Raw genomic sequence first — 12,739 nt, forward strand, 5'->3', positions numbered from 1 at the left:
GCGGACTCAGTGCCCGATGCCCGCGAAGCCGTCGACCTCGCGCGGGTTGCGCGGGCCGGGGCCCATGTAGCGGGCGGAGGGGCGGACGAGCCGGCCGGTGCGCTTCTGCTCCAGGATGTGGGCCGACCAGCCCGCCGTCCGGGCACAGGTGAACATCGACGTGAACATGTGCGCGGGAACCTCGGCGAAGTCCAGGACGATCGCCGCCCAGAACTCCACGTTGGTGGCGAGCACCCGGTCGGGACGCCGCGCGTGCAGCTCCGCGAGAGCCGCCTTCTCCAGCGCCTCCGCGACCTCGAAGCGGGGGGCACCCAGCTCCTTCGCCGTACGCCGCAGCACTCGCGCACGCGGGTCCTCGGCGCGGTACACGCGGTGGCCGAAGCCCATCAGGCGCTCGCCCTTGTCCAGGGCGCGCTTGACGTAGGCGCTCGCGTCGCCGGTCCGCTCGATCTCCTCGATCATGCCGAGGACGCGCGAGGGGGCGCCGCCGTGCAGCGGGCCCGACATGGCGCCGACGGCGCCGGACAGGGCCGCGGCCACGTCGGCACCCGTGGAGGCGATGACGCGGGCGGTGAACGTGGAGGCGTTCATGCCGTGCTCCGCGGCGGACGTCCAGTACGCGTCGACGGCGGCCACGTGCTTCGGGTCGGGCTCACCGCGCCAGCGGATCATGAAGCGCTCGACGATCGTCTGCGCCTTGTCGATCTCCTTCTGCGGCACCATGGCGTGGCCCTGGCCGCGCGCCGACTGGGCGACGTAGGAGAGCGCCATGACGGCGGCGCGCGCGAGGTCGTCACGGGCCTCGTCGACGTCGATGTCCAGCAGCGGTTTCAGACCCCACACGGGGGCGAGCATGGCGAGCGCCGACTGGACGTCGACACGGATGTCGCCGGAGTGCACCGGGATCGGGAACGGCTCGGCAGGCGGCAGGCCCGGATTGAACTTGCCGTCGACCAGCAGGCCCCACACGTTTCCGAATGAGACATGGCTGACGAGATCTTCGATGTCGACGCCTCGGTAACGGAGAGAGCCGCCTTCCTTGTCAGGTTCGGCGATCTCCGTCTCGAACGCGACTACTCCTTCGAGTCCGGGTACGAAGTCGGACATCAGGCGGCTCCTCGTGATGTGGTCGACAGGTGCTTGGCCGGCCGACTGCTTGGACGGCCATTCCGGTAATGCCCCGCTCAGGTGATGGTCACCCTGCTCCATCGGAGACCCGAGGCCGGAGTCAGAAACGGTATCTCTTGATGTCAAGAGGCCACAGCCGCCCGACCCGCAATTCTGTCGGTTCTGGCACATGACGGGAAGCGTGAGGTGCGGCACACTCTTCGGCTCGGCCGGCCCGTTTGCGCCCGGAAACCCCCTACTGGCCCGGCGCCTGACCCCGCAGGACTCCGTCAGGACGACACGGAACCCCCGTCACGACGACAGCAGGACCCCCGTCAGGACGACACAGGACCCCGGCAGAACGGCCCGCGTGGCGCACCCCCGGGACGTACGGGGCCCAGGGGAGGCAAGATGTCCGGGTGCAGCATCATGTCGATCCCGCCGTCATGCGCGAGCAGTACCGCGCCCAGGGTCTCACCGAGGCCGAGCTGGCCGCCGACCCGTACTCGCAGTTCACCCGCTGGTTCGCGGACACCGTGACCGCGGGCCTCACCGAGCCGAACGCGATGATCGTCTCGACCGCCGACGCCGAGGGCCGCCCCAGCTCACGGACCGTGCTCCTCAAGGGCTTCGACCCGCGCGGCTTCGTCTTCTACACGAACTACGGCTCCCGCAAGGGCCGCGATCTGGTGGAGAACCCGCAGATCTCGCTGCTCTTCCCCTGGCATCCGATCGCCCGCCAGGTCATCGTCTCCGGCACCGTCGAACGCGTCTCGACGGACGAGACCGCCCGGTACTTCCGCAGCCGCCCGCACGGCTCGCGGCTGGGCGCGTGGGCCAGTGCGCAGTCCTCGGTGGTGGAGTCCCGGGAAGAGCTCGAACGGCGCTACGCGGAGCTGGAGGCGCGCTACCCGGAGGGCAGCGACGTCCCGGTGCCGACCTACTGGGGAGGCATCCGGGTGCGCGCCCGGAGCGTGGAATTCTGGCAGGGGCGCGAAAACCGGCTGCACGACCGGCTGCGCTACGAGCGCGCCGACGGGGAGAGCAGCGAAACGGGCGCCTGGAACGTCGTACGGCTGGCGCCGTAGAACCCCGCTGCGACCGCGGCCTTTCGACAACGCAAACGACCCGCGGGCTGCCCCCTGGAGTTTCCTCCAGGCACCGGCCGGACAAGTCCGACGAGCCCGCGGGTCGGGTGACTGCGTGGGATTGGCCCGCCCCTCGACCCCGTGCACGGAGTCTGCGCGACGAGCTTGGTGCGCGGGACTAGCCCGCAGTCACCTCACGTGTCCGACTGCACATCATGCTGCGAACCACCTCCCTTCATGTGTGACCGCAACATTAGGAACCGGCCCCGGGACGCACAACCGATTTATCGAAATGCCGTGTGGGCTGGGTCACACCGGGGTTGAATGATTCGACGTGCAGCCATTCGATGCGAAGCCGCTCAGTGATGGCGACGAGCAGCTACTCGCCGCTCTGCTCGACGGTATGGAGGCGGGCCTGTGCGCCTTCGACCGCGACGGTGTCATCACCCATTGGAATTCCGAAGCCGTACGGATCCTCGGCTGGTCGGCGGACGATGCCGTCGGCCGCCGCGGCTTCTCGGGCTGGGCCGCCCGTAGTGCCGACGCGCACGACGTGCAGACGAGGCTGCTCGGCGCCATGGACGCGCCCGGCCGCCAGGTGCACGAATTCGCGCTGCTGACCAAGGACGGCCACCGGGTGCTCGTCCGCACCCAGTCCGCGGCCGTGCAAGGGCAGGACGGCCGCCCGGCCGGGGTCTACTGCGCCTTCTCCGAGGTGCACGCCCAGATCGACCTGGAGCGCTCCATCGCGCTCAGCGAGGCGCTCTTCGACGACGCCTCGTGGGGGGTCGTCCTGATCGACGCGGACCTGCGGCCCGCCGTCGTGAACGCGCACGCCGCCCGCCTGCTGCGCACCGGCCGGGACACCCTGCTCGGCCGGCCGCTCGGCGATCTGCTGGAGCAGGGCCTGGAGGAGCTGGAGACGGCGCTGCAGCACGTGCTCGCGGAGGGCAGCCCGCCGGTCCCGTCCGAGCTGTGGCTGAGCCTGCGCGGCGACGAGAGCGCCAAACGGCACTGCTGGCGCAGCGGGTTCGTCCGCCTCGGGTCGCCGCTCGGCGAGGAGCCGGTGCCGCTGGGTGTGGGCTGGCTGTTCCTGGACGTGACGGAGGCCAAACTCGCCGAGCAAGAAGGATCGTTGCTGCGCTTCCGGCACAACCAGCTGCACCGGGCCGGGCGTACCGCGTCCGAGTGCGAGGACCCGGTGGAGGCCGCGACCACCTATCTGGACTTCGCGCTGGCCGGGTTCGCCGACCACGCGCTCGTCGACCTCGCCGGGGACGACGGCCGGCTGGTGCGCGCCGCCTCGACCCCGGAGGGGTCCTCGGGGCCGTGTCTGCCGGTCCCGGTCGGCACGATCCCGGTGGCGTACGGGGCGGCGCACCCCGTGCTGCAGGCCGTGGAGCGGATCGGCACCGTACGCGCCAGCTTCGGCGCCCTCGCCGCGGCCGAGCCCGCCTCGCGGGCCAGGATCGACGAGTGGGCGGCGGCCCGCCGTTGGCCCGAGGGGACCGTCCACGGCCTCTCCACGGTCCTGCGGAGCCGCGGACGCACTCTGGGCGCCGTCACGTTCCTGCGGGGCGCCGGGCGCCGTCTCTTCGACCGTTCGGACGCGGCGTACGCGGAGGACGTGGCCGTGCGGGTGGCCGCGGCGCTGGATCTGGCGCAACAGCTGGGCTGAGGGCTGGGCCGAGAGCCGTGCCGGGGCGGCGCCGCCGCCCCGGACCGCCGAACGGCCCGGTGTGCCGGCTCAGTGGCGGCTCAGTGGCGGAAGAAGATCCGCGAGCCGTACTCCTCGAAGATGCGGCCGTTCCAGTCGTGGCCGCCGTCCACGTTCCCCGAGCGCAGCAGCGGCGGCGTGATGCCGCGGGCGGCGAGCTCCGCGACCGCGGTGGCGACGACGGCCTGCATGAGGGCGCTGGTCACCACGGTCGAGGCGGGGGCGAACGGCGCCGGGACGTCGTCGCGGACGAGCTCCGCGTCGCCGACGGCGATCTTCGAGTCGAGCACGATGTCGCAGTGGTCCTTGAGGAACGTGCCGGACACGTGCCGGGGCTTGGTCTCCTTGGCGTAGGCCACGGAGGTGACGCCGATGACCGTCAGGCCGAGGGCGCGGGCGTTCTGCGCCATTTCGACCGGCAGGGCGTTGCGCCCGGACAGCGAGATGACGACGAGGACGTCACCGGGCTTGGCCGGGCTGGTGTCGAGCACGGCGCCCGCGAGGCCGTCGACCCGCTCCAGGGCGCTGCCCAGGGTCGCGGGCATGACGTCGATACCGACGACGCCGGGCACCGCGAGCAGGTTGACCAGGGCGAGGCCGCCCGCGCGGTAGACGACGTCCTGGGCGGCGAGCGAGGAGTGCCCGGCGCCGAAGGCGAAGATCCGGTTGCCCGCGGCGACGGCGTCGGCGATGGCCTTGCCCGCCGCTGTGATACCTGCGGACTCCTCGTCCCGTACCCTCCGGAGAAGGGCGATGGCCGCATCGAAGTATTCGCCGGCCAGATCGTCGCGGGGCTCACTCATGCGGATCACCGTGCGGCCACGCTGCCGTCGCTGTCAAGAATCCCGCGCCGGGGCCGGTTGTCGGTGGGATGCGTCAGAATTGGTGCAGGGCCACGCACTAGCTATTGAGGGGCGCGCATGTCCGGACTCATCGACACGACGGAGATGTATCTCCGCACCATCCTGGAGCTGGAAGAGGAGGGTGTGGTCCCCATGCGCGCCCGAATCGCCGAGCGGCTCGATCAGAGCGGTCCGACGGTCAGCCAGACGGTGGCGCGCATGGAACGTGACGGCCTGGTGCATGTCGCCGGCGACCGTCACCTGGAACTGACGGACGAAGGCCGGCGGACGGCGACGCGCGTGATGCGCAAGCACCGGATCGCCGAATGCCTGCTCGTCGACGTGATCGGCCTGGAGTGGGAGCAGGTGCACGCCGAGGCCTGCCGCTGGGAGCACGTCATGAGCGAGGCGGTGGAGCGCAAGGTGCTGGAGCTGTTGCGGCACCCGACCGAGTCGCCGTACGGGAACCCGATCCCGGGTCTCGAGGAGCTGGGCGAGAAGGCCGAGGCGGATCCCTTCCTGGAGGAGGGCATGGTCAGCCTGGCGGAGCTGTCGCCGGGCCCGGCCGGCGCCAGCGTCGTGGTGAAGCGGATCGGCGAGCCGATCCAGACCGACGCCCAGCTGATGTACACGCTGCGGCGGGCCGGTGTGCAGCCGGGCGCGGTGGTGAGCGTGACGAGTTCCGCGGGCGGGGTGCTCGTGGGCAGTGGCGGCGAGGCCGCCGAGCTGGGTGCCGAGGTCGCGTCGCACGTCTTCGTGGCCAAGCGGTAGGACCCGCGGTTTGTCCTGGTGGGAAAGGGCGGGGGCCCCGGCGCCTGATGGCGCCGGGGCCCTCCTCCCCTTGTCCCTCCCCTGGTGGTGCTCCCCTCGGAGGACCCGGAACCCCGAGCTTCCCGAGTACTCCGCGCGACCGCTTCCCCTTCGTGTCGCGCCCCGCAGGAGATCTCCCCTCGGCTACGGCGGTCAATCCTTGAGTGATGTCACTCGAAAGAGCGATGTTGTGCGCGTGACCCGTCTTATCGAATAGAAGTTCGATAACGTAGGCGCCGGAACGACCCGACCAGTTCGTCAGGGGGTGCGGCACATGATCCGACGTATCGAGGTGACCGGAGCGGGCTCCGTCCGGCTCGCCGCCTGGGATTATGCGGCCGAGTCCAAGGAGGGCGGCTCCGACCGGCCCGGGGTCCTGCTGCTGCACGGACTCATGGGCCGGGCCTCGCACTGGGCCGGCACCGCCCGCCGGCTCGCCCCCCGCTACCGCGCCATCGCCCTGGACCAGCGCGGCCACGGGCGCAGCGACAAGCCCGAGGGCCCGTACAGCCGCGAGGCGTACCTCGCCGACGCCGAGGCGGCCGTCGAGCAGCTCGGCCTCGCTCCCGTCACTCTCGTCGGGCACTCGATGGGCGGTCTCACCGCCTGGCAGCTCGCCGCCCGCCGACCGGACCTGGTGCGGGCCGTGGTCGTCTGCGACATGCGCGCCGCCGCCCTCGGGGAGGCCAGCCAGCGCGAGTGGGAGTCCTGGTTCGCGTCCTGGCCGCTGCCCTTCGCCAGCCTCGCGGACGTGCGCAAGTGGTTCGGCGAGGACGACCCCTGGGTCGATCCTCCGCGCCCCACCAGGGGTGATTTCTACACCGAGATCATGGAAGAGCGCGGTGACGGCTGGCGACCCGTCTTCGCCCGCCGCCACATGCTCCGCTCCCGGGCCCCGTGGATCCTGGACGCCCACTGGGAGGAGCTCACCCAGGTCCGCTGCCCCACCCTCGTCGTCCGCGGTCTGGAGGGCGAACTGGGGCGTGCCGAGGCCCAGGAGATGGTCCGCGTCCTGCCCCGCGGCAGCTACGCCGAGATCCCGGACGCCGGCCACCTCGTCCACTGGGAACAGCCCACCGCCTGGTACGAGACGGTCGAGCGGTTCCTCGAGGACTCCGCGATACCGCGGCAGCGAACCGAGACGAGCTGACAGGCACAGGCGGCAGGCGTCAGGAGCCCTCCGCCGCCTGCTCCTCCGGCGGCGTGAAGCTCACCGTGCGCAGGATCGCGACCGTCATGTCGCTGATCTCGCCCCAGTAGTCCACGGCGGCCGTGTCGAGGGTGAAGACGGCGGTGAACGGACCGGTGGGGAACGGCACGTAGACCTGGATCTGGCCGGTGAGCAGCGCGGCGTCCTCGCCGGTCGCGGTCATCTCGCCGCCGATGGTGATCTCCCGCATGGAGACGGCGGAGACGGCGGGACCGCACGGCAGGTCCAGCCAGCGCGCGTCGTTGAGCGGGTCGCGGGTCATGATCTCGCGCAGTCCCAGCGCGGCGACCTCGACCGACGGGTGGTCGGACTCGACGGCGGAGACGGTGAACGAGCAGTGCGCGATGCCGCCGTCGTCGATGCCGAACAGGCCCATCGCCGAGAAGGCCAGGCCGCCTTCGGTCATCAGCTCGGCGAGTCCCGCGTAGAAGAGCGCGGCCGGCGTCCACAGGTCGTCGTCGCCGTTGGGGAACAGCTCCCGTACGAAGTCGGCCGCGCCCGCGGCGCGTTCCTCCGGGGTGGCGGCGATCGGGAGGGGGTGGAAGCCGTCGGGGACGACGAACCACATGGGAGGTATGTCCGGTCCGCCGAGGGCGGTCGGGACGGAAGGGGTGAGATCGGAAATGGTCATGGAGTCGTGTCGCTCACAAGTCGCCGGGTCGGGGTGCCGCGGGCGCGCCCGCGTCGTCCATCAGGATCGTGTGGGTTTCGAACAGGCCCTTGCCGAGCTTCGCCGGGACGCGTGCCTCGACCCGGACGATGCCGCTCGGGAGCACCGTGAAGGCCGGGGCCTCGGCGTTCGGCGGGAGTTCGGTCAGGAAACGGGCGACGCGCTCGCGCTGTCCGTCGGTCAGCTGCTCGTCGGTCAGGGTGCTGACCGTGCCGTTCAGGTGCTGGACGACCTTGGCGGCGTTGTCGGCCGCGCCGGCGGACATCCGGGCCCAGGATCCGTCCGCGAAGGTGATCAGCAGGTCGGCCTTGGTCTCGGCGTACTCCCGGCGTTCCGCCCGCGCGATGCGCTCACGCGGCGCCTCCCAGAGCACGTCCGCGGGGGCCGTGACGGACGGGATGCCGAGGACGACCAGCCGCCGGTCGGTCACCACCGCGTCGGTGCGGTAGCCCTTGGGCTGCCGGGACGGGTCGAGCTGCCACGGCAGCGTACGGGCCACCGTGCCGGGCGCCGCCCACAGGACGGGGAAGTCCTCGACCTCGTTCGCGGGGTCCTGCGGGTCACCGCGCAGGGCGGCGTCGCCGAACGGCGAGCCCGGCGCGCCGCCCGCGTTGGAGATGAGGTTGAGCAGCAGCGGGATGCCCAGCCAGGCGGCGCGGCCGGCGCGCTGCGTCGTCTGGTCGCTCTTCGACCGCACGGTGAACTCCGGTCCCGGTGGCCAGCCGGCGGCCACGAGGTCCGGCTGGATGTCGTGGCGGCCGGTGTCCCGGTACCAGCGCGAGCCGGAGACGGGCGGGGCCATCCCGGTCGCGAAGCGCAGTGTGGTGCGGAACAGCGAGGCCTCGCCCGCGTCCGGATACCAGTCCATCGTCTCGCCGTCCTCAGTGCTCGGGTGCCCGCCGACCAGGGTGAGGTGGATCGGCGAGCGGTGGATCAGGGTGCGGTGGTTCCGTGGGCGCCGGTTCATCGGGCGCCGGTTCAGTGGGCGGTGCCTCAGTGGGCGGTGGCCGCCTGGTTGAACCGGTCGCCCGGGTGCAGGGCCTCACCGATGTGCTGCGGAACCGACCATAGCTTCGGTGCGATCTTGATCCCGGCGTCGATACCGCGGCCGAGGCCGGACATCGGATTGATCGCCCACTTGCCCTTGCTGATGAGGTCCAGGCCGCGGGTGCCGAGCCACTGGCCCTTGGCGTAGTTCTGCTCGGCGACCAGGCCGAGCCGGCCCATCGTGCCCTCGGCCTTGATCAGACCGCCGCTCTTGAGGCCCCACAGGCCGATCGTCTTGCCCTTGACGGTGAAGCTGACGGCGCCGGCCACCCGGTCGCCGACCCCGACGATGTTGCGGCCGATGGTCGTCACCCCGCGGAAGCCTTCGCCGAGTTCGGCCGCGCGGCCGGCCGCCACGGCGCCGTCGGCGACCTTGACGCCCTTGGAGAACGCCCCGAGGCCGGGGACCGCGCCGAGCGCGTCCAGCCCGATGGACATCCAGCTGACATCCGCGCCGGCCGCCTTGGCGACGAGGTGCGCCACCAGGGCGAGGGCGCTGGTGGCCACCGCCGCGCCCGCGAAGATCGCGCCGAGCGGCTCGAACGGGGCGGTGATGATGGCGAGCATGCCGAGGATGCCGCTGAGGTCGCCGAGCAGGTCACCGATCATCTTGATCATGTCGGCGTGGTCCTGGACCCACTTGACCGTGTCGTTCCAGGCGCCCTCGACGCCGCTGACCATGCGGTGGAAGAGGCCCGGCTTGTCGGGCGCCATGTCGCCGGCCTTGTCGAGGTCGTGACTGACGGACTGGGCGGCCCGGGTGAAGCGGTTGTGGAGTTCCTCGGCCCGGTGCCGGACGCCCTGCATGGCCGTGTCGGCGTCGGTGACGTCCTTGTGCTTCTTCTTGTTCTCGTCGGCGGCCGTGGGACTGGGGGAGGCGCCGGGCTGGGGGTGCGGGGTCTCGGTGCCGCTCGGGGTGGCGGTGGGGCCGGAGCCCAGCGCCCGCTTGGCGTCGTCGAGGGTGTCCTGCTTGGTCGCGGCCTCGCGCTCCAGCGCGGCGGCCTCGTCCTGGAAACCGCGCAGTTGCTCGGCCCAGCCGCCGATCGCGGTGGCGGCGCGGCCGAAGGAGTCGTGCGCCTTCTTGATCAACGGGGTGACGTCATGGGATATGTGCTGGCTGAAGGCCTTGGCCGCCTCGCCCTTCCAGTAACCGCACTCGATCTGCTGGAGCTCGCTGACGGTCGTCGTCAACTCGGTCGTCAGATCGCCCAGTTGCCGGGACAGCGCCCGGGTCTGCTCGACGTCGCCGGGCGTCGGATCGAACCCGAGGTGGGGGAAACTGCGGGTCACGAGCACTTGCCTTCCGGCTTGAGGGAGTTGGCGAGCTGGAGATCGGCGTCGTCGAAGGTCTTGCCGATCTGGTCGATCATCTGGACCGCGGTGTCGGCGTGCTCGCCGATCTGCTTGACGCCGTACTTCCACTCGTCCGCGAAGTCGTGCACGTCGTCGATGAGCTTGGGCGCCCCGACGCCCTCACCGTTGGCGTTGCCCATGGTCCGGCTGACGTTCTCCATGCGATGCGCGATGGTGGAGAACGTTCTGCGCAGGTCCCCCATCACGGTTCCGTTGATCTGCAGATCACCCATGGTTCATCCCGTTGAATTCGTTGAACGATTTGTCGGTCCGGACCTTTCGGACGGTCACATCCGTGGTCCTGAAGAACGTGCCGGCCGGGGGGTCCTCATCGATTGTCCGTCCGGGCCGCCCCAGCTGATCTTCCAAATGATGGAGATCCTGCGTGGATACGGTGTCCCGTTCGTCATCCGCCCGTCAGACGACGTCACACGGCTGTGACGTCACTTGTGCGGCTGATGGTTCCCCACCCTACGCACGGGCCGAAAGGTGAGGGGGACCGCATCCGGGGGGCGAAACCCGGCGCAATAGGCTGCCACGTCGGGGCGACCCGACCATACGTATGCGTACACAGGAGACGGGGGTGGCTGTTGATGCAGCCATTGGAGCCGGAAGACCCGCAGAGCCTAGGGGCGTACCGCCTGTTGGGACGGCTTGGCGCCGGCGGCATGGGACGGGTCTATCTCGCCCGGTCGCCGGGCGGCCGGACCGTCGCCGTGAAGGTGGTCCGTCCCGAACTGGCCGAGGACGTGCAGTTCCGTGCGCGGTTCCGGCACGAGGTCGAGATCGCGCGCGCGGTCTCCGGGGCCTATACGGCGCCTGTCGTCGACGCCGACACCGAGGGACGGCTGCCGTGGCTGGCGACCGCGTACGTACTCGGCCCGCCGCTCAACGAGGTGATCGAGCAGCACGGCCCGCTGCCCGAGGCGTCCGTGCGCGCGCTGGGTGCCGGGCTGGCCGAGGCGCTCGTGGTGATCCACGGCGCGGGACTCGTGCACCGGGACCTGAAGCCGTCCAACGTGCTGCTGGCCGCGGACGGGCCACGGGTGATCGACTTCGGTATCGCGCGGGCCGTCGACGGCGACCGGATGACCAGTACGGGCGTCGTCGTCGGCTCGCCCGGGTTCATACCGCCCGAGCAGGCGGTCGGCGAGGTGGCCGGGCCTGCGGGCGATGTCTTCTCGCTGGGCGTGGTGCTGGCGTACGCGGCCACCGGCCAGCAGCCGTTCGGGATCGGGACGGCGGCTTCGCTGCTCTACCAGGTGGTGCACGGCATCCCCAATCTGACCGAAGTGCCCTCCTCACTGAGGCCGTTGGTGCTGGCGTGTCTGCAGAAGGATCCGGCGCAGCGGCCGACGCCGCAGCAGATCAGCGAGGCGCTGGCGCCGGACGGTGCCGCCTCCGTACTGCACAACTGGCTGCCGGGCCCGGTCTCCTCGACCATCGCGCAGCACGCCTCGCGGATCCTCGACCTGGACACCCCCGCCCACGGGACGGGCGCGGCCACCGTGCCGGAGTCCCCGGCGCCCGGCGAGGCGCCCGCGCCCCGGACCCCGACCACCCTCGACCAGACGGCGCTGGAGCCCGCTTCACGTGCTTCCGGGTCGCGCTCCCGGCGCGGGTTCCTCGCCCTTGGCGCGGGTGTCGCGGTCGCGGCGGCGGGCGGCGGGGCCGTGTGGGCGTTCGGCGGGAAGGACGGGAAGGGCGGGAAGGACCCGGTGGTCGATCCGACCGGCCGAGTGACGAACAGCAGCGGTCCCACGCCGGATCCGGTGTTCACCACCCCGGCGAGCGGTATGAGCCCGAAGGCGCTGTGGCGCAAGCAGGCCCAATCGCTGAGCCTGCAATACGGCGTCCCGGCCATGGCGTACGGCAACCTGATGATCATCTGTGGCAACCCGCTGATCGCGCATGACATCGGCACCGGTGAACTGAAGTGGTCCACCCCGGAGGTCGCGGACCTTTCGCATGAACTGGTGAGCGGCCACGATCTGCTGTTCTTCATGAGCCCTGAGGCCAACGGTGACTTCGTCGGCATCAGCCCGGTGAACGGCAAGGAGGTCTGGCGCAGCAACCTGGGCGGACGGCTCACCGACCCGAAGCCGATCGCCGCCGACGACAAGCACGTGTATCTCATCGCCACCATCCAGGATCCCAACGCCACCGAGACCAGCAAGACGCGGACGGTGGTGGCCGCCGTCGACATCGGCACCCGCAAGATGCTGTGGCAGCAGGAACGTGACCCGGGCGCCGGTGACTGGGACGTCTCGGCGACGACCGACGGCAGCTATCTCGTCTACGCCGACAACAACTACAACGTGACGGTGCGCGAGGTGGCGCACGGCAACCAGGTGTGGACGAAGAAAGTGGGCGAGGACGCCGCCTATCGGCCGGTCCTGCACGGTGACAGGGTCGTCATCGGCGGCAAGTCCATGCGCGGCTACGACCTGAAGAGCGGCGCCGAGCGCTGGTCGGTACCCGCACAGCACAAGAACGGCTTCAGCTCCCCGCTCTCCTCCGCCGACGGTGTGGTGTACGGCGCCGTGGTGCTCAAGGGCGTCTGGGCGGTCGACGCGAAGAGCGGGAACGTGCTTTGGCAGCGCGAACTCACCGACGGGACCGGGCCGTTGCAGTTCGTACGGGCCGGGGACTCCGTCTACGGGGTGTCGTACTTCCAGGAGGGAGGCATCTTCGCCTTCAACGCCAAGAACGGTGCCCCGCGCTGGATCTACCGGAACAGCGCCAACGACGGCCTCTCCGAGGACAAGGGTGGCGCCGGCGTCTGGACCCTCACCGCCGCGGGCAAGCGCCTGCTGGTGGTCCACGGGGACCTGCTGTACGCGCTGCCCGCCGTCTGACGGGCTTGTCCCTTGGCGCACGGGCTCGTCCCACCAC

At 71.0% G+C, this 12,739-nt stretch carries 11 protein-coding genes; 5 read left to right on the top strand and 6 right to left on the bottom strand.

The features are described 5' to 3' along the window. Window positions 1–6: 6 nt before the first annotated feature. Window positions 7–1,107, bottom strand: coding sequence for a citrate synthase 2 (locus LNW73_RS18585; RefSeq protein ID WP_250976406.1), 1,101 nt, complete (start codon window positions 1,105–1,107; stop codon window positions 7–9). A gap of 446 nt (window positions 1,108–1,553) precedes the next feature. Here LNW73_RS18585 and pdxH point away from each other — a divergent pair, with 446 nt between their 5' ends. Beyond that, window positions 1,554–2,195 carry a pyridoxamine 5'-phosphate oxidase gene (gene pdxH, locus LNW73_RS18590; protein WP_250980210.1) on the top strand — a complete coding sequence of 214 codons (642 nt, stop codon included), beginning with the start codon at window positions 1,554–1,556 and terminating at the stop codon, window positions 2,193–2,195. A 334-nt stretch (window positions 2,196–2,529) separates the two neighbouring features. Next, window positions 2,530–3,873 carry a PAS domain-containing protein gene (locus LNW73_RS18595; protein ID WP_269288361.1) on the top strand — a complete coding sequence of 448 codons (1,344 nt, stop codon included), beginning with the start codon at window positions 2,530–2,532 and terminating at the stop codon, window positions 3,871–3,873. A gap of 80 nt (window positions 3,874–3,953) precedes the next feature. On the opposite strand, the gene LNW73_RS18600 is transcribed toward LNW73_RS18595, so the two are convergent. Beyond that, window positions 3,954–4,715, bottom strand: coding sequence for an SIS domain-containing protein (locus LNW73_RS18600; protein WP_250976405.1), 762 nt, complete (start codon window positions 4,713–4,715; stop codon window positions 3,954–3,956). Window positions 4,716–4,832: 117 nt separating this feature from the next. Here LNW73_RS18600 and LNW73_RS18605 point away from each other — a divergent pair, with 117 nt between their 5' ends. After that, the gene (locus tag LNW73_RS18605) at window positions 4,833–5,525 is read left to right on the top strand and encodes a metal-dependent transcriptional regulator (protein ID WP_250976404.1); all 693 of its coding nucleotides are present in this window, start codon (window positions 4,833–4,835) and stop codon (window positions 5,523–5,525) included. Between the two features lie 313 nt (window positions 5,526–5,838). Continuing rightward, on the top strand, window positions 5,839–6,714 hold the full coding sequence (locus LNW73_RS18610; RefSeq protein WP_250976403.1) for an alpha/beta fold hydrolase: 876 nt from the start codon (window positions 5,839–5,841) through the stop codon (window positions 6,712–6,714). Between the two features lie 19 nt (window positions 6,715–6,733). Here LNW73_RS18610 and LNW73_RS18615 read toward each other — a convergent pair whose 3' ends face one another. The 4 genes from LNW73_RS18615 to LNW73_RS18630 are packed head-to-tail and all read right to left on the bottom strand — an operon-like array spanning window position 6,734 to window position 10,077. Next, window positions 6,734–7,405: a hypothetical protein gene (locus LNW73_RS18615; protein WP_250976402.1), complete on the bottom strand. Its 672-nt coding sequence runs from the start codon at window positions 7,403–7,405 to the stop codon at window positions 6,734–6,736. A gap of 13 nt (window positions 7,406–7,418) precedes the next feature. After that, the gene (locus tag LNW73_RS18620; protein WP_308407687.1) at window positions 7,419–8,411 is read right to left on the bottom strand and encodes a hypothetical protein; all 993 of its coding nucleotides are present in this window, start codon (window positions 8,409–8,411) and stop codon (window positions 7,419–7,421) included. Window positions 8,412–8,437: 26 nt separating this feature from the next. Beyond that, a complete protein-coding gene (locus LNW73_RS18625) occupies window positions 8,438–9,781 on the bottom strand; it encodes a putative T7SS-secreted protein (RefSeq protein WP_250990675.1) in 1,344 nt (447 codons plus the stop codon). Continuing rightward, complete coding sequence (locus LNW73_RS18630) at window positions 9,778–10,077, bottom strand: hypothetical protein (RefSeq protein WP_250976400.1); 300 nt, start codon at window positions 10,075–10,077, stop codon at window positions 9,778–9,780. Before LNW73_RS18630 ends, LNW73_RS18625 begins: the two co-directional genes overlap by 4 nt. Before the next feature lie 435 nt (window positions 10,078–10,512). Between LNW73_RS18630 and LNW73_RS18635 the strand changes: the two genes are divergently transcribed. Continuing rightward, window positions 10,513–12,702 (top strand): serine/threonine-protein kinase, encoded by a 2,190-nt coding sequence (locus LNW73_RS18635; protein ID WP_441349484.1) that lies wholly within the window; start codon window positions 10,513–10,515, stop codon window positions 12,700–12,702. Window positions 12,703–12,739: the final 37 nt, after the last annotated feature.

This window comes from Streptomyces sp. RKAG337 (assembly GCF_023701715.1).
In the GTDB taxonomy this organism is placed as follows: domain Bacteria; phylum Actinomycetota; class Actinomycetes; order Streptomycetales; family Streptomycetaceae; genus Actinacidiphila.